This is a genomic window from Bradyrhizobium sp. 87 (assembly GCF_023073015.1).
Taxonomy (GTDB): domain Bacteria; phylum Pseudomonadota; class Alphaproteobacteria; order Rhizobiales; family Xanthobacteraceae; genus Bradyrhizobium; species Bradyrhizobium canariense_D.
The window spans coordinates 80,252-95,522 of record NZ_JADPIQ010000128.1; the positions used below are offsets into that span (position 1 = coordinate 80,252).

The window sequence follows — 15,271 nt, forward strand, 5'->3', positions numbered from 1 at the left end:
TTGATTACATTAATCAATATGAAAAATTCGGAAGGTCTCTACCTCTCCGCCCGGGAAGCCGCCGCCGAGCTCGCGATCTCGCCGGCCACGCTCTACGCCTATGTCAGCCGCGGCCTGGTCCGCTCCGAGCCGACGCCCGACTCGCGCAAGAACCGCTATCGCGCCGAGGACGTCCGGGCGCTGAAGGAGCGTCGGGTGCCGTCGCCGGAGCCGCGCGGCCTGCGCAGCTTCGATGCCGATCTGCCGGTCATGGACACGGAGATCTCCACCATCACCGAGGAGGGCGCGATCTATCGCGGCGTCAATTGCGTCGATCTCGCGGAGAACGACACGCTGGAGCACACGGCGACGCTTCTGTGGGACGTCTCCGGCGTCGATCCCTTTGCGCCGGACAATTTTCCCGCGGTGTCCGATGAGATGCGCCTGATCGCGCAGGCCGCGCGGCGCGCCGCGCCGATCGATCGCGCCATTGCCGTGCTGGCGCTCGCATCGAGCGCCGATCCCCGCGCCTTCACCCGCGCGCATGATGGACGTGCGATGGTCGGTGCGCGCATCGTCCGGCTCCTGGTCGCGACCATGCTCAATACGGAGCCGTCCGCCGAGCCGCTGCACCAGCAGATCGCCAGTGCCTGGGCTCCCGACAACAAGCACGCGGCCGATCTCATACGCCGCGCGCTGGTTCTGCTCGCCGAGCATGAGTTGAACGCGTCCACCTTCACCGCGCGTTGCGCAGCCTCGACCGGTCTTAATCTTTATGATTCCGTCATCGCCGGCCTCGCCGCGCTGAAGGGACCGAAGCACGGCGGTGCCGGCGTGCTCGCCTCGCAGCTCGTCAAGGCACTGGTCGATCGTGACGTCGAGCCAATGGTCCGGGAGCGTGTCGCGCTCGGCGAACGCTTTGCCGGCTTCGGTCACGGCGTCTACAAGCGGGGCGATCGGCGCGCGCAATCGCTGCTCAACGCGCTCTCTCGCGCAGGCGCACCGCGCAAATTCACCAAGGAGGTGCCCGAGCGGATCGCGGAGGCGACCGGCGAACTCGTCAATATCGACTACGCGCTCGCGGTGCTCGTGCACGCGCTGCGCCTGCCTGGCGGCAGCGAGCTCGCCCTGTTCGCGATGGCCCGCAGCGTCGGCTGGATCGCACATGCGAGCGAGCAGTTGCAGTTCGGCAAGCTGATCAGGCCCCGGGCGAGGTATGTCGGGCCGGCACCGGGGCGGAGGGGAGGCGCTGCTAGCTAGGATCGCTGCTGCGGTCGTCCTGGCGGAAGCCCGTGCTCGGGTACCTGATCAATCCGCAAGCCCTAACACGAACGCCAAAGCAATCCCAATCCGCGCCATATCCTGGCTGCCGAGGCGCCCGATCTTCTGTCCGATCCGTTCGCGTCTCACGGTGATCGGCTTGTCGGCCATCGCCTGCGATCTCAGTCGTAATCCATTTTCGCGGGTTGGCTCGATAGTCACCCGAAAATCCGGGGCGTGCGCCAGTTCGGAAGTCAACTGGCAGATCACGACGGAGGCATGAGTTTCAGGGAAAGCGTCGCTCTGCACGATGACCGCCGGGCGGGGTTTGCCATAGTCGCCCGTTGCAGCGACGGTCACGACGTCACCGCGTTGCATCTGCATCAAACTCGGAGACCGACTCGATCCACTGCAGCGCGTTGCGCTCGCGATCGGGGTCGAGGCTGGCAACTTGCTTCGCCACCCGTCGTCGAACTGACCGCGAGCGAGCATCAGCTACGACGAGGCGCAGTTCGCGCAAGCCCCGCAGCCGCCTCCGCTGGCGCATCATTTTCATTCTTTCAGCGGGTGCAGTCATTGGAAACGATCCCATGTAACGCGTTACAATGTAACGCGTTACGGCTTGGAGGCAAGGGCCGCCACGTTGCGAAGTCCCCAAACCGCAGTGCGCCGCTCGACGCTATCACCCTCGCGGCTTCGCCACCGCCACGCCGCCGCCGTTCCGGCGGCGATAGATCCAAACCGCCAGGCCTACGACGATTGCCACGCCGACCACGGTCAAAATCCACATATGCTTATACGGATGCCCATGGTGCGGCAGCCCGGCATATTCGTGCAGGGCCGACACCGCCAAAACGCCCGGCAGCACATGCGCCGGCGCCCAGACCAGGATCGCCGGGATGTTGATGGCGTAGAAGCGGGCCGGGGGCATGCCGAGCGCGCCCGCCGTGACCGGGACGAAGGCACGGATCGGCGGCACGAAGCGGGCGAAGAACACCGCCCAGGTGCCGAAGCGGTGGAAGAAATTCTCGCTCTGTTCGACCACACGCGGATAATTGGTCAGCGGCCAGGTGTTGAGGATCTCCCGTTGTTGCCGGTGTCCGATCCAGTAGGCCGAACCATCGCCGAGCACTGCGCCGAGCGCCGCCGCCAGCAACACCCATTGCAGCTTGAGCTCGCCGCCCGGGACCAGGGCGCTCAGCGCCAGGATGATCGTCGAGCCGGGGATGACCGACCCCACCACCGGAACCGCCTCGAGCAGGGCCGCCAGAAACAGGGTCAGATAGGCCAGCCACGCATGGGCCGAGACGAATGAAATGAGGGGATCGAGAAAGGACGTCACATCGTCTCTGCGGTGGGATTGGGCCTTGGGGTTCGGACCCTATATTCAGACCCTACATAAGTAATGAGCGGCGGTAAAAGTGCCACCCGCGTCGGCAGGACGGTGCCTTCGGCACGAAATTCAGGCGTGATTCGCAGGGCAGCCTTCCAAAAATCGCGTTCCTTGCCTATCTAAATGAAAAGACAACGGAACTTTGATCGGGGGGCGGGCTTCTGCCCGCCCGTTGTCTCTGATAGGTTCGCAACAGCACCCAGCCGCAGCCAACGTGCAATAACTGGTCTCGGGATCGCCCGGGACCTCGGAGGATTGATGACGACCGCCGCGATGTCCAAAGTTGAGGAAGTTTCCGGTTTGCCCGACATGAAGGTGTCGGTGCGCCAGGTGTTCGGGATCGACAGCGATCTCGAAGTCCCCGCCTATTCCGAAGTCGATCCTCACGTCCCCGAAGTCGATTCCGATTACCGCTTCGACCGCGCCACCACGCTCGCCATTCTCGCCGGCTTCGCCCACAACCGCCGCGTCATGGTCACGGGCTATCACGGCACCGGCAAATCCACCCATATCGAGCAGGTCGCTGCGCGACTGAACTGGCCCTGCGTGCGCGTCAACCTCGACAGCCACATCAGCCGTATCGACCTCGTCGGCAAGGACTCGATCGTGGTCCGCGACGGCAAGCAGGTCACCGAATTCCGCGACGGCATCCTGCCCTGGGCGCTCCAGCATAACGTCGCGCTGGTGTTCGACGAATACGACGCCGGCCGCCCGGACGTGATGTTCGTGATCCAGCGCGTGCTGGAAGTCTCCGGCCGGCTGACGCTGCTCGACCAGAACAAGGTGATCAAGCCGCATCCGGCATTCCGCATGTTCTCGACCGCCAACACCGTCGGCCTCGGCGACACCTCGGGCCTCTATCACGGCACCCAGCAGATCAACCAGGGTCAGATGGACCGCTGGTCGATCGTCACCACGTTGAACTATCTCAGCCATGACGAGGAAGTGGAGATCGTGCTGGCCAAGGCCAAGCACTATCGCACCACGGAGGGCCGCGACATCGTCAACAAGATGGTTCGCCTCGCCGACCTCACCCGCAACGCCTTCGCCAATGGCGATCTGTCGACGGTGATGAGCCCGCGCACGGTGATCACCTGGGCGGAGAACGCCGACATCTTCAGCGACATCGGCTTTGCGTTCCGGGTCACCTTCCTCAACAAATGCGACGAGCTCGAACGTCCCCTCGTCGCCGAGTTCTACCAGCGCTGCTTCAACGCGGAGCTGCCGGAATCGTCGGTGAACGTGGCGCTCAGCTGATCGCTCTCGGTGTGTCGTCCCGGCCGAGTGCGCAATTGCGCACGGGGGCCGGGACCCATACCGCGAGGTCTCTCTGTGAAGCGACGCTGCTAATTTCTCCTGACGCAATGATTGCCGGCGGTTATGGGTCCCGGCCTTCGCGGGGACGACGGGTAAGGGCGAGATGAGCACCACCTCCAACTCCAAATTCCGCAACACCAAGGAAGCCCCGACCGAGCCGTTCAAGCGCTCGGTGGCCTCCTGCCTGAAGGCGATCGCCAAGGCGCCCGAGCTCGACGTCAGCTTCGCCGCCGAGCGTCCCGGGCTCGCGCCGGGCAAGGCGCGGCTGCCCGAGCCCGCGCGAAAGATGACCAGGCGTGATGCCGCCATCGTGCGCGGCCACGCCGATTCCATCGCGCTCAAGCTCGCCTGTCACGATCCGAAGGTGCATCGCAAGCTGATGCCGGGCAATCCGCAGGCGCGCGGCGTGTTCGAGGCGGTGGAGCAGGCCCGTGTCGAGGCGATCGGCGCGCGGCGCATGGCGGGCGTTGCGAAAAACCTCACCGCGATGCTCGACGACCATTTCCATCGCGGCAAGTTCGACGAGATCACCGATCGCGCCGACGCGCCGCTCGCCGACGCGCTGGCAATGCTGGTGCGCGAGCGCCTGACCGGCATGGCGCCGCCGACGGCCGCCAAGAAGATGGTCGATCTCTGGCGCCCTATTCTCGAAGACAAGATCGGCAGGCGGCTCGACCGGCTCGATACCGTGGTCGAGGACCAGACCAGGTTCGGCGATGCCGTGCATGATCTGCTGACGGCGCTCGAGATCGGCGACGAGCGCAGCGCCGACAGCGAAGACAATGACGAGAACGACGAGAACCAGGACGGCGACAACGATCAGTCCGGCGCCGAGGGCTCGCCCGATTCCGACGCCGCGCAGGAGATGAGCGCCGATCAGGCCCAGGCGTCGAGCGAGGAGATGAGCGAGAGCGCGATGGAAAGCGCGCAGGCCTCGACCTCCGACACCTTCGACGACGGCGAGCTCGGCGACGACGAGACGCCGGGCGAGGCGACGCGGCCGAATTCGCACGGCAAGAACGAGCCGCGCGGGCCGGAATATCACGCCTTCGCGCCGAAGTTCGACGAGGTCATCGCCGCCGAAGACCTCTGCGACCATGACGAGCTGGAGCGGCTGCGCGCCTATCTCGACAAGCAGCTCGCGCATCTGCAGGGCATCGTCGCCCGTCTCGCCAACCGGCTGCAGAGGCGCTTGATGGCGCAGCAGAACCGCGCCTGGGAATTCGATCTCGAAGAGGGCATTCTCGACCCCGCGCGGCTGTCGCGCGTGGTGACCGATCCCTATCACCCGCTGTCCTTCATGCACGAGAAGGAGGCGACGTTCCGCGATACCGTGGTGACGCTGCTGCTCGACAATTCCGGCTCGATGCGCGGGCGGCCGATCACGGTCGCGGCGACTTGCGCCGACATCCTCGCCCGCACGCTGGAGCGTTGCGGCGTCAAGGTCGAGATTCTCGGCTTCACCACGCGCGCCTGGAAGGGCGGGCAATCGCGCGAGGCGTGGCTTGCCGCCGGCAAGCCGGCCAGCCCCGGCCGCCTCAACGATCTCCGCCACATCATCTACAAGTCGGCGGACGCCCCCTGGCGTCGTGCGCGGAAAAACCTCGGCCTGATGATGCGCGAAGGGCTGTTGAAGGAGAACATCGACGGCGAGGCGCTCGACTGGGCGCACAAGCGCCTGCTCGGCCGGCCCGAACAGCGCAAGATCCTGATGATGATCTCGGACGGCGCGCCGGTCGACGATTCCACGCTGTCGGTCAATCCCGGCAACTATCTCGAGCGGCACCTGCGCCACATCATCGAGGAGATCGAGACCCGCTCGCCGGTCGAGCTGATCGCGATCGGCATCGGCCATGACGTGACGCGCTATTATCGCCGCGCGGTGACGATCGTGGACGCCGAAGAGCTCGGCGGCGCCATCACCGAAAAACTCGCCGAACTGTTCAGCGAGACCAACACCGCGCCCACGCAGCCGGCCAACCGCCCGCGACGCAAACTGCATTCGTGAGCAACCATCGGTCCCGCCGCAGCTTTATCGGCCACGCGGCGGCGGGATTTTCCACTCTCGCACTGTCTCGCCTGGCGCAGGCACAGCCGGCGCCGAAGCCGGCGCTGATCGAGCACGCCGTCGCCGCGCCCGTTGGCATCGAGGTCAACGCGCGGCCGATCCCGAATTTCGAGCCGCGCGACCGCGCGCGCACGCGGTTCGGTTCGCTGGACTATCGCGGCGGCCTGGTGCTGACCTCGCCGCATCGCGGCTTCGGCGGCCTGTCCGGCTTCCGCTTTCTCGACAGCAAAGGCGAGCGCTTCCTCGCGATCTCCGACCAGGGCACCTGGTTCACCGGTCGCATCCGTTATTCCGGGCGGATCATGACCGGCCTCGGCGACGTCGAGGCCGCGCCGGTGCTCAATGCGGAGGGGCGGCCGATCACGGACAAGCGGCTGTGGTACGACACCGAGTCGCTCGCGCGTGACGGCGACCTCGTCTATGTCGGGCTCGAGCGCGTCAACCAGATCATGCGGTTCGATTTTGCGAAGGGCGGCACACGCGCGCGCGGCGAGGTGCTGCCGACCCCGCCGGCGGTGCGCAAACTGCCCTACAACAAGGGGCTCGAGGCGCTGGTGTTCGTTCCAAAGGGGCAGCCGCTCGCGGGCACCTTGATCGCGCTGTCGGAGGGCGGCTTCGATGCCGACGGCAATCTGATCGGATTTTTGCTCGGCGGCCCCACACCCGGCCAGTTCAGCATTCGCCGCACCGACCAGCAGCTCATCAGCGACGCGGTGCTGCTGCCCTCGGGCGATCTCCTGATCCTCGAACGCAAATTCTCCTGGTTCACCGGCGTCGATATCCGCATCCGCGCGATCCCCCTGAAATCGATCGCGCCGGGCGCATTGGTCGACGGCCCCGTGCTGTTCAAGGCCGATCTCGGCCACGAGATCGACAACATGGAAGGCATCGACGCCCACGTCACGGCTGACGGCGAGACCGTGCTGACATTGGTGTCGGACGACAATTTCTCGATGCTCCAGCGCACCCTGCTGCTGCAGTTCGCGCTGGTGGAGTAGGGCGGCGCGGCCGCAATGCATCCCCCGCGAGCCGCCATGCCCCCCGCGCGGCTGGCAATCGGCGCATCGCCCACTACACTCTCTCCATCTCCCTGCCCCCCATCCCGGAACTCCCCCGCATGAGCGCCCTGTTTTCCCCGATCAAGCTGCGCGGCCTGACTTTGAAGAACCGCATCGTGGTGTCGCCGATGTGCCAATATTCGGCCGAGGACGGCGTCCCCACCGACTGGCACTTCACCCACATCAACAATCTCAGCCTGTCCGGCGCCGCGATGTTCTGCATCGAGGCGACCCATGTCGAGGCGATCGGCCGCATCACGCCGGGCTGCCTCGGGCTCTACAGCGATGCCGCCGAGGCCGCGCTGAAGCAGATCCTCACCTCGGTGCGGAAACATTCCTCGACCGCCGTCGCAATGCAGCTCGCGCATGCCGGCCGCAAAGCCAGCAGCGCGCGGCCCTGGGACGGCGGCCAGCTGATTCCGCAGGACGCGGGCGGCTGGCAGACCGTGGCGCCGTCGGCGCTGCCGCACAAGGAGGGCGAGGCCGCGCCGCTGGCGCTCGATGCCGCCGGCCTCAAGCGCATCCGCGAGGCCTTCGTCGATGCCGCCAAGCGCGCCGATCGCATCGGCATTGACGCGGTCGAGCTGCACGGCGCGCACGGCTATCTCCTGCATCAATTCCTGTCGCCGATCTCGAACAGGCGCACCGACGAATATGGCGGCTCGCTCGAGAACCGCATGCGCTTCCCGCTGGAGGTCTACGACGCGGTCCGCGCCGTATTCCCGCACGACAAGCCGGTCGGCATGCGGGTGTCGTCGACCGACTGGGTCGAGGGCGGCTGGGACCTGGCGCAGACCATCGCATTCGCAAACGCGCTGAAGGCGCGCGGCGTCGACTGGATCGATGCCTCCTCCGGCGGCGTCTCGCCGCTGCAGAAGATCGCACTCGGCCCCGGCTATCAGGTGCAGTTTGCAGAGGCCATCAAGCGCGAGACCGGTTTGCCCACCATCGCCGTCGGCCTGATCACCGAGCCGAAGCAGGCCGAAGAGATCGTCGCATCCGGCAAGGCCGACATGGTCGCGCTCGCCCGCGGCTTGCTCTACGACCCGCGCTGGGCCTGGCACGCCGCAGCCGAACTCGGCGGCGAGGTCGAAGCCCCGCCGCAATACTGGCGCTCGCAGCCCTCGACCCAGAAGGCGCTGTTCGGCAAGACCACGTTCGGGGCGCGGTGAGAGAGGCGAGTCTGGCGCGAGGACCGCGCCGCAAACTCGTCATTGCGAGGAGCCCTTGCGACGAAGCAATCCAGGCTGTGTCCGCGGAAAGATCCTGGATTGCTTCGCTGCGCTCGCCATGAGGATGGGGAGGCAGCCATGCGACACACGCCAAGGTCGTTGCTCCGCGTACCTTTTGGTCCCGTGCCGTTCCGCCTCACGCATCCGTAAACCCTCTCAGCTTCCACCCCACCCAAATCTGGCCTAACCTCGCGTGCGTCCAACGCCTCGCGGAGGCCCGCCATGCGATTTCGTGTTCGAAAAGCTGCCCACGTCATCGAGCGCGTGGGCCTTGCGATGGCGGGCGCGGCGTGCGGGCTGTTTGTCGGCGCTTATGTGGGATCGGCGATCCCCGCGCTCACCACCGAGGGGTTCCTGCTGCTGATGATGGTGCTGGGCTTCGTCGGCTTCTATCTCGGCATCGACACGCCGCAATTGCCGTTCGACGAGGCCCACGGCGACATCGACGCCGCGGAACTGTTGAGCGCCGCCGGCACGCTCTGCGCCACGCTCACCGCGCTCGCCTCCGTCGCCATCATCGTGCTCCGCCTCGATCCGCACATCGCCTGGAGCTGGTTCGCCTTGTTCGGCTGGATCGCCGGCGTCGCGATGCAGATCGTCGCGGGCGCAAAGGCGCGGATGCGGAAACCGTGAATTTGTTGTGTTGGGAGAGATCGCGCCGCAAGTACACTGCGTTCCCTCCCCCTTGTGGGGGAGGGCTAGGGAGAGGGGTAGCCACACGGCGTGCTCTGTCGAATGAAGCGACACTCTGTTGCCATCGCTTCGCACGTAACTAACACCTTTTGCTGGGCCACCCCTCTCCCCAACCCTCCCCCACAAGGGGGGAGGGAGCCGAGCGGAGTGTGGAGCGCGGCCTTGTTCAGCAGCTGGAAGGAGTCAAAACACCACTCCCACCTTCGTGCCGCGCTTCCACGCCACGCGGCAGCGTTTTTTCGTGTTCACATGCAGCAGCTCGAAGCGATCGGGAATCTTCACCTGGCCGCCGAGATCGACGCAGGCACCTCCGGGCGAATAGTCGATCAGCGTGCAGGGGATCACCGGCGCGCGCGGGTCGGTGATGATCTTGGCCTGGCGGGACACCAGGCCCGCGGGTTTGACGCGGGCATGTCGTCGCGGATGCATTGGCACTCTCCTCCAATTTCCGCGGATGGCGCGGGTGGTCAGGAGATGATGCCCAGGAGTTGATTCGATCCGGCTAAGGCGGGGCGGAGAATTTTAATGAAAAGTATCGGCGAATGGAGAAAGCGGCGGTAGCGGGGTGGGAAGGCTTCCCCCTCTCCCCTTGTGGGAGAGGGTGGATCGCCACGAAGTGGCGAGACGGGTGAGGGGTCTCGCACGGCATACGAAGCTTTCGCGTTCGCGGCGACAACCCCTCATCCGGCGCCATAGCCGATGCGAAGCATCGGCGTTTTCAAGAACGGCGGCCGAAGACCGCCTATGCCACCTTCTCCCACAGGGGGAGAAGGGAAGGCCCTCACCCCACCACGATCTCCCCCGACTCCGCCACCATGCCCACACCCGGCGGCAGCGGCATCGGCACCGTCACATACTCCTTCGGCAAATTCACCGGCCGATAGTCCGGCTCCACCGCCATCCGCTTCAACACGCTCTCATGCACATGCGCGCCTTCGGGGATCAGGCGCGGTTCGCAATCGGGGATGTAGAACCCGAGAAACACCTTCCGCGCCGGCCATTCCCGGTACTTGGCGCTCTTCGGCAGATATTCCAGCACGCGCCAGGGCGCCGTCATCGAATCATGCAGCTCGCCGGTCTTGCCGGTGTAAGCCGGCGGCACGTATTGGAACGGCGAGTTCTTGCGCTGGATGCCCCAGGCGAGCTGGTTCACCGTGCGCGGGTTGAAGTTCAGCCCCGCCTTGGTCGCCTCCTCGATCATCCAGAGCAGCGGATATTTGGACTCGCCGCTCTCGACTTCCGGATAGCCGCCACCGACGTCGCAATGCACGCCGGCGAACCACACCTGCAAAATGTCCTGCGGCTCCTTCTTGTCGTCGGGCACGAAGCGGTTGCGCCAGTACTCCTGCGGCTCCTCATACTGCTTGAGGCGGAACATGCAGCGCCGCTCGTCGATGGCGATCGCCTGGCGGAAGATGTTGACGCTGGGATTGCGCAGCGTGAAGGCGAGCTCCTCGAAGCTCGGCAAATAGCCCCGGTCGGCGCGCGGCACGATCACGCTCGCCACCGTGTCCCAGACGCCGATGAAGTGGATGGTCGGCCAGCGCGACGAGGTGATGCGTGCGAACTGCGCGGCGAGATCGAACTTGTTTTTCGGCAGCGGCCCGCTGTCGTCAAAACCCTCATCGATGAGGTCGCTGACATCGTTGCCGCGCCCGGTGCCGGAATATTGCTTGTAGGCGACGAGGCCACTGCCTGCGAGGTTGGCCTGCTCCGGCGAGATCAGGCCGATCTTGTGGATCAGCCCCGCCAGCACGCGAACCGTGTAGGCACCGCGCGAAAAACCGAACAGGTAGATCCTGTCGCCCGGCGCGTAATGCTCGACCAGGAAGCAATAGGCCGACAGCGTGTTGTCATCGAGCCCGTAGCCAGTGGCGAGCCCCAGCACCAGATTGACGTTGGCTTTCCAGCGGTGCCACGTCGACGGCTCCGTCACCGTGCCGACCCCGGGATCGTAGAACACCATCTGCCGCGGCCGCGTCTTGTCGGTCTTGCGCAGGCAGCGATAGAGCTTCAGGACGTTGGAGATGTTTTCGGAAATCTCGTTGCCGGTGCCGTCACAGCAGATGACAAGGTTCTTCGGCTCGGATGTGTGCTCGGCGTTGCGCTCGTGATCCACAGGATGCCCCTCCCGCTGATGCTACCCGGGCGAGTATAGCGGAAAAGGGCGGGGAGAGGGAGATGACGCTTCTTCTCCTCTCCCCTTGCGGGAGAGGGTGGATCGCCGCGAAGCGGCGAGACGGGTGAGGGGTCTCTCTCCGCGTGCGAATCTCTCGCGTCAGAACTCCCGGAGACAGACCCCTCATCCGGCGCCATAGCCGATGCGAAGCATCGGCGTTTTCAAGAACGGCGGCCGAAGGCCGCCTATGCCACCTTCTCCCGCAAGGGGAGAAGGGAAGGCGCCCGCCGGCTACTTCTTCTTCTGGCCGATCTCCGGCTGCCAGGCCGCGTCCTTGCGGCTTGGCGCTGCGGCGCTGGTCTTGATCTTGTCCTTTTTCGGCTTCTTGGTCTCGCGGTTGCTGCGTTGCTGTCCCTTGGCCATGACGTCGTCTCCTCCTGGGTTTCGAGTTCGTCCGCGTGCGAGATCGGCGCTGCAATGGTCGCTGGGCGGGGCTGTGAGATGCACCCGCCCGAACCAATGAAGATCGCCGCTGCGCACACGAGGCGCGAAAGATGCAGCGCAACATCGACGCGCGGCAATTGCGTGAGCTGCGCTGACGTGGTCGAGCGTACGCCCGCGTCCTGCCGATTGCGAGGACTAAAACGCCGCGCACGAGCACCGCGCTTGCGCCGTAAGTCCCGGCCCACGCTGACATAATGCTGGCTATTGCCGGGTAACAAGCGCATGGTCGTGACCAGCTGGTGTCGGTTGGGGCCCCTTCTTTGCGAAAGGCAGGCGCGCATGACCATCCGCTCGCGGCGAGAAACCATCACCTTCAAGCATCCATTCCACATCCGCGGCCTCGAGCGCCAGTTGCCGGCCGGCGCCTATGAGGTCGTCACCGACGAGGAGATGATCGAGGGCCTGTCCTTCGCATCCTATCGCCGCGTCGCCACCATGATCACGGTGCCCTCCGAAGGCGTGCGCGGTGCGACGGAGATGCTGTCGATCGGCTCGGTCGACCTGGCGGATGCCCAACGTATCGACGCGAGTGCCTGACATGACTGACATCCCGGTCGATCTCGACAGCCACCGCGGCATGGCCGCCCAGAAGGCAACCGATCTGCGCCGCGCGCTGGCCGATGTCGAGGCCCAGGTCAGGGAGCTGCGCGAGCGCGAGGCCGAGCTTGAAAACCGCATGATGTCGGTGCCTGCCACGTCCTGGCCGGAGGCCGCCGTGAAGGCCCGCCATCTGCTCAACCTCTATGCCGCGAGCCTGCCCACCGAGGACACCCGCCACCGCGCGCTGGTGGCCGCCCTGTTCGACGATTTCGCAAGGCTCAACGGCGACGGCTGAAGGCGAGGCAACGCGCGCAAACACCGGCGTCGTCCTGGCCGAGTGCGCAATTGCGCACGGAGCCGGGACCCATAACCACCGAAGTCAGTTTTTGTGCACCCTCGTGCCACAGCCTGCTTCGATAACGCTGACCGGCGCCGCCCCCAGTGCGCAATTGCGCAAGTCCGGCACGACGCGGACGCAAAAGGAGTACCCCATGACGCTCACCAGCAGCCGCTTCATCGCCCACGACCAGGACCGCGGCATCGTCCAGTTCTCGATGCAGGACGGCGCGAAGGAGATCGCCTGCGCGATCTCGACCTCCGCCATGGACGACCTCGAGCGCGGCCCGCGCGCCCGGCCCAGCGAGCGCGAAGAGCAGTTCACGCGCCTGCGCGAACGCATCGAAGCCTGCACCGGACGCAAATATCAGGCGACGGAGTTCGAAGGCACGCCGCCGGGGATCGTGCTGCGGAGCATTGATTTTCGGGGGTAGGGGAACGGCGTGGGCTAGAAGTATGGCGGAGCCGGGCCGTCGGTTCCGTCGCGTGGCTGTCTGGACGAATATGAAGGAACTTCATTTTGGAGAAATGAGATCGGTGAGTTGGATTGGTCTAAACACAATATAGTTTGTTCGGGCCTACTGCCGCTTAGCGATAGAGCAGTAGAAATGGAAAGCCTTCAAGACTGCAATTGTCGCGCTGAGGTCAGCGTGTGTTCCAAACTGCCGTATCATTTTTCGGAGTAGGGCTTTTCCATCTCGCGTGAGCTCCCAATGAACCTTGTCGGCCACTTTGTCTGCTCGGATCACTGCGCTCGGATGGTCCTGAACTAAGAGATCAAAAAAGTGGTTTGGCAGTAGATCCTCTAGTTCCCAATTCAACCCTTTGTAGGCCAGGTTTTCCCGTTCAAAGGCCTTTTGGAGAGTCTTGGGATCGAGATTGCCGCTCGTTGGCATGTGTGGATGAAGCCGGAAGACGTCACGAAACTCCACAATACTTGTGTCCAAAGCAGTCGCAGCTCTTACTGCCTGTTGGCCTGCCTTGTCATTGTCGAATAGTGCAAGAAACCGATAGGCAGGTCGACCGCTTCTGGTTAGGCAGGTGCGCGAATAACTTCGCAAGCTGACCAATTCGCGAATGACGCCCTGTGTACCTCCTCGGTCTCGTTCGCCGGCGGCAATGATTGCTAGATCCGTTCCAATCAAGTCTTGACCGGTAGCCTCCCGTTCAAGGCGAGCAGCAAGCTCAAATATCTCCACATCACTAGTCCCCTCCACAAGAAGTGTTTTAGGCCGAAGCGTCCATCCCAACGCTTGACCGTTCCAGCCATTGGTTCAGCACAGTCTCTGCATTTTCCAACTCAGAAGTGATCGTTAATTGTGTGCGAAAACCGGACTCCCACAAATCGCTCAGTTCTTGAGGTATCGGATAGTCGTTGCCTGCAACTACAAGAACTTGGCGAACTCCCGAGCGGCGGAGGTCCTCCACCATCGTCATTCTTCTCAGCCTATTTTCAAATTCCGAGGTGGAGCTTCCCTCACGTCCATTGAGCAAGTAGATGGGCAAACAGCGCTGGGGAAAAGTGATGCGCGACGGATCGCTATCGACGATCTGCACGAAGCCCCTTCGTCTAGCCATATCGTCGCCGGAGCGCGATCCTTGATCGAGCGCTGAGATCAACCGCTTGTCAGAAACCTCGGATAAGACTAGCCGCCAAGGCAAGCCTAGGAATGATATCAAAGTTTCGAGTTGGGGGCATTCCTTCGGCAGGTCGATCAGCCAAAGTGCAATGTCGCGGCTGTCGAGGTTCGACAGGAGATTGTCCGAAGCTCCGTCGACAAGAAAAAGTTTCTTTTGGTTCATTTTCCCGCTCCCATGCCGTCATGGCGTTGCCTCGATGCCTTCCAAACGGGATGCACCGTTTGATTGTAGGAGGAAGCGCGGTGTTATCAACAAAAACGGCCGGATCTTCCGATCCGGCCGTCACGCAAAACTCTTCCAGCTAAGCCTACGCCTCGCGACGCAAGCCCTCGCCCGATTCGAAAATTCTTAGCTCGCCTTCTTCTCCGGCGCCGGGGTCGGGCCGACCTTCTTCTGGATGGCGCGCTTCAGCTCGAGGGCGCGGGGCGACAGCACGGCGGCCTTGGCCTTGAGCAGGAAGGGATCGAGGCCGCCATTGTGGTCGACGCTCTTGATCGCGTTGGTGGAGACGCGCAGGCGCACGTTGCGGCCCAGCGCTTCGCTGATGAAGGTCACGTTGACCAGGTTCGGCAGGAAGCGGCGCTTGGTCTTGATGTTGGAGTGGCTGACCGTGTGGCCGACCTGGGGGCCCTTGGCCGTCAATTCGCAGCGGCGAGACATGGCAAAATCCTCAATCTTTCCCAACGATGTGCGGCCGCCATTCGGGGCGCCACGGGCAAATTCTCTGTCCTTGCAGGGAGCGGGCGGACGTATAGGGGGGAAGCGGCGGGACGTCAAGGTTTTGGGGCGGGTTTCGTGCTCCAAGGTAGCTGTCATCGCCCGGCTCGCCGCCTTCGCTGAAGCTTCGGCGGGCCGAGCACCCGTGTGGGCCTCGGCGTAGCCTTGGCGGAGCCGGGACCGGGCGATCCAGTACTCCGCGCCGGTGCGGCTGACCAGAGGGGCCGCGGCGTACTGGATGCCCCGGTCAAGCCGGGGCATGACGGCGGTGGAGGTGGCGGGGTGAGGTGCGCTTTCAGTCCCACCCCCGATCACCAAAACGGCAATGATTATCGCGCCTTACCATCACATAAAGGGCGTATTCGCGCCCGAAAAGTCCGGTGGAGTTCCGGACGCCGACAGGCCCGGACGCAT

At 64.4% G+C, this 15,271-nt stretch carries 18 protein-coding genes; 9 read left to right on the top strand and 9 right to left on the bottom strand.

Going from position 1 to position 15,271, the window contains the following annotated elements; genetic code table 11:
- Positions 1–18: 18 nt before the first annotated feature.
- Positions 19–1,239, top strand: a complete 1,221-nt coding sequence (locus tag IVB50_RS31710) for a citrate synthase family protein (protein WP_085358851.1) — start codon at positions 19–21, stop codon at positions 1,237–1,239.
- Positions 1,240–1,287: 48 nt separating this feature from the next.
- On the opposite strand, the gene IVB50_RS31715 is transcribed toward IVB50_RS31710, so the two are convergent.
- The 3 genes from IVB50_RS31715 to IVB50_RS31725 all read right to left on the bottom strand — a co-directional run bounded on the left by IVB50_RS31715 (position 1,288) and on the right by IVB50_RS31725 (position 2,581).
- Complete coding sequence (locus IVB50_RS31715; protein WP_018452930.1) at positions 1,288–1,623, bottom strand: type II toxin-antitoxin system PemK/MazF family toxin; 336 nt, start codon at positions 1,621–1,623, stop codon at positions 1,288–1,290.
- Positions 1,604–1,816, bottom strand: a complete 213-nt coding sequence (locus tag IVB50_RS31720) for an antitoxin MazE-like protein (protein ID WP_143273843.1) — start codon at positions 1,814–1,816, stop codon at positions 1,604–1,606. The genes IVB50_RS31715 and IVB50_RS31720 overlap by 20 nt, the downstream gene beginning before the upstream one ends.
- Before the next feature lie 105 nt (positions 1,817–1,921).
- Positions 1,922–2,581 (bottom strand): DedA family protein, encoded by a 660-nt coding sequence (locus IVB50_RS31725; protein WP_018452932.1) that lies wholly within the window; start codon positions 2,579–2,581, stop codon positions 1,922–1,924.
- A gap of 309 nt (positions 2,582–2,890) precedes the next feature.
- Between IVB50_RS31725 and cobS the strand changes: the two genes are divergently transcribed.
- The 5 genes from cobS to IVB50_RS31750 all read left to right on the top strand — a co-directional run bounded on the left by cobS (position 2,891) and on the right by IVB50_RS31750 (position 8,940).
- Entirely contained in the window at positions 2,891–3,889 is a 999-nt protein-coding gene (gene cobS / locus IVB50_RS31730; protein ID WP_018452933.1) for a cobaltochelatase subunit CobS, read from the top strand.
- A 163-nt stretch (positions 3,890–4,052) separates the two neighbouring features.
- Complete coding sequence (gene cobT / locus IVB50_RS31735) at positions 4,053–5,957, top strand: cobaltochelatase subunit CobT (RefSeq protein WP_018452934.1); 1,905 nt, start codon at positions 4,053–4,055, stop codon at positions 5,955–5,957.
- The gene (locus IVB50_RS31740; RefSeq protein WP_247299194.1) at positions 5,954–7,015 is read left to right on the top strand and encodes an esterase-like activity of phytase family protein; all 1,062 of its coding nucleotides are present in this window, start codon (positions 5,954–5,956) and stop codon (positions 7,013–7,015) included. Before cobT ends, IVB50_RS31740 begins: the two co-directional genes overlap by 4 nt.
- A gap of 119 nt (positions 7,016–7,134) precedes the next feature.
- A complete protein-coding gene (locus IVB50_RS31745) occupies positions 7,135–8,247 on the top strand; it encodes an NADH:flavin oxidoreductase/NADH oxidase (RefSeq protein ID WP_018452936.1) in 1,113 nt (370 codons plus the stop codon).
- A gap of 282 nt (positions 8,248–8,529) precedes the next feature.
- On the top strand, positions 8,530–8,940 hold the full coding sequence (locus IVB50_RS31750; protein WP_026232425.1) for a hypothetical protein: 411 nt from the start codon (positions 8,530–8,532) through the stop codon (positions 8,938–8,940).
- Positions 8,941–9,183: 243 nt separating this feature from the next.
- Here the strand turns inward: IVB50_RS31750 and IVB50_RS31755 are convergent, their stop codons facing one another.
- The 3 genes from IVB50_RS31755 to IVB50_RS42490 all read right to left on the bottom strand — a co-directional run bounded on the left by IVB50_RS31755 (position 9,184) and on the right by IVB50_RS42490 (position 11,542).
- Complete coding sequence (locus IVB50_RS31755) at positions 9,184–9,429, bottom strand: PilZ domain-containing protein (protein WP_007599245.1); 246 nt, start codon at positions 9,427–9,429, stop codon at positions 9,184–9,186.
- A gap of 352 nt (positions 9,430–9,781) precedes the next feature.
- On the bottom strand, positions 9,782–11,119 hold the full coding sequence (locus IVB50_RS31760; RefSeq protein WP_018452938.1) for a DUF2235 domain-containing protein: 1,338 nt from the start codon (positions 11,117–11,119) through the stop codon (positions 9,782–9,784).
- Between the two features lie 291 nt (positions 11,120–11,410).
- Positions 11,411–11,542 (bottom strand): hypothetical protein, encoded by a 132-nt coding sequence (locus IVB50_RS42490; protein WP_007599247.1) that lies wholly within the window; start codon positions 11,540–11,542, stop codon positions 11,411–11,413.
- Between the two features lie 360 nt (positions 11,543–11,902).
- Here IVB50_RS42490 and IVB50_RS31765 point away from each other — a divergent pair, with 360 nt between their 5' ends.
- The 3 genes from IVB50_RS31765 to IVB50_RS31775 all read left to right on the top strand — a co-directional run bounded on the left by IVB50_RS31765 (position 11,903) and on the right by IVB50_RS31775 (position 12,933).
- Entirely contained in the window at positions 11,903–12,160 is a 258-nt protein-coding gene (locus IVB50_RS31765; RefSeq protein ID WP_018452939.1) for a hypothetical protein, read from the top strand.
- Between the two features lies 1 nt (position 12,161).
- Entirely contained in the window at positions 12,162–12,458 is a 297-nt protein-coding gene (locus IVB50_RS31770; protein WP_018452940.1) for a hypothetical protein, read from the top strand.
- A 196-nt stretch (positions 12,459–12,654) separates the two neighbouring features.
- Positions 12,655–12,933 (top strand): DUF1488 family protein, encoded by a 279-nt coding sequence (locus IVB50_RS31775; protein WP_018452941.1) that lies wholly within the window; start codon positions 12,655–12,657, stop codon positions 12,931–12,933.
- A gap of 144 nt (positions 12,934–13,077) precedes the next feature.
- Here IVB50_RS31775 and IVB50_RS31780 read toward each other — a convergent pair whose 3' ends face one another.
- From IVB50_RS31780 to rpmB, 3 genes are all read right to left on the bottom strand, one after another.
- Positions 13,078–13,698, bottom strand: coding sequence for a hypothetical protein (locus tag IVB50_RS31780; RefSeq protein WP_247299196.1), 621 nt, complete (start codon positions 13,696–13,698; stop codon positions 13,078–13,080).
- A 28-nt stretch (positions 13,699–13,726) separates the two neighbouring features.
- Positions 13,727–14,302: a hypothetical protein gene (locus tag IVB50_RS31785; RefSeq protein WP_247299198.1), complete on the bottom strand. Its 576-nt coding sequence runs from the start codon at positions 14,300–14,302 to the stop codon at positions 13,727–13,729.
- Positions 14,303–14,488: 186 nt separating this feature from the next.
- Positions 14,489–14,800, bottom strand: coding sequence for a 50S ribosomal protein L28 (gene rpmB, locus IVB50_RS31790; protein WP_026232426.1), 312 nt, complete (start codon positions 14,798–14,800; stop codon positions 14,489–14,491).
- Between the last annotated feature and the right edge of the window lie 471 nt (positions 14,801–15,271).

Excerpts from the sequence above, each read along its gene's own strand:
- IVB50_RS31745 (WP_018452936.1), top strand. The coding sequence starts at position 7,135 with ATGAGCGCCCTGTTTTCCCCGATCAAGCTGCGCGGCCTGACTTTGAAG.
- IVB50_RS31755 (WP_007599245.1), bottom strand. The coding sequence starts at position 9,429 with ATGCATCCGCGACGACATGCCCGCGTCAAACCCGCGGGCCTGGTGTCC.
- IVB50_RS31775 (WP_018452941.1), top strand. The coding sequence starts at position 12,655 with ATGACGCTCACCAGCAGCCGCTTCATCGCCCACGACCAGGACCGCGGC.
- IVB50_RS31715 (WP_018452930.1), bottom strand. The coding sequence starts at position 1,623 with ATGCAGATGCAACGCGGTGACGTCGTGACCGTCGCTGCAACGGGCGAC.
- cobS (WP_018452933.1), top strand. The coding sequence starts at position 2,891 with ATGACGACCGCCGCGATGTCCAAAGTTGAGGAAGTTTCCGGTTTGCCC.
- IVB50_RS31785 (WP_247299198.1), bottom strand. The coding sequence starts at position 14,302 with ATGAACCAAAAGAAACTTTTTCTTGTCGACGGAGCTTCGGACAATCTC.
- IVB50_RS42490 (WP_007599247.1), bottom strand. The coding sequence starts at position 11,542 with ATGGCCAAGGGACAGCAACGCAGCAACCGCGAGACCAAGAAGCCGAAA.
- IVB50_RS31710 (WP_085358851.1), top strand. The coding sequence starts at position 19 with ATGAAAAATTCGGAAGGTCTCTACCTCTCCGCCCGGGAAGCCGCCGCC.
- IVB50_RS31765 (WP_018452939.1), top strand. The coding sequence starts at position 11,903 with ATGACCATCCGCTCGCGGCGAGAAACCATCACCTTCAAGCATCCATTC.
- rpmB (WP_026232426.1), bottom strand. The coding sequence starts at position 14,800 with ATGTCTCGCCGCTGCGAATTGACGGCCAAGGGCCCCCAGGTCGGCCAC.
- cobT (WP_018452934.1), top strand. The coding sequence starts at position 4,053 with ATGAGCACCACCTCCAACTCCAAATTCCGCAACACCAAGGAAGCCCCG.
- IVB50_RS31770 (WP_018452940.1), top strand. The coding sequence starts at position 12,162 with ATGACTGACATCCCGGTCGATCTCGACAGCCACCGCGGCATGGCCGCC.
- IVB50_RS31750 (WP_026232425.1), top strand. The coding sequence starts at position 8,530 with ATGCGATTTCGTGTTCGAAAAGCTGCCCACGTCATCGAGCGCGTGGGC.
- IVB50_RS31720 (WP_143273843.1), bottom strand. The coding sequence starts at position 1,816 with ATGACTGCACCCGCTGAAAGAATGAAAATGATGCGCCAGCGGAGGCGG.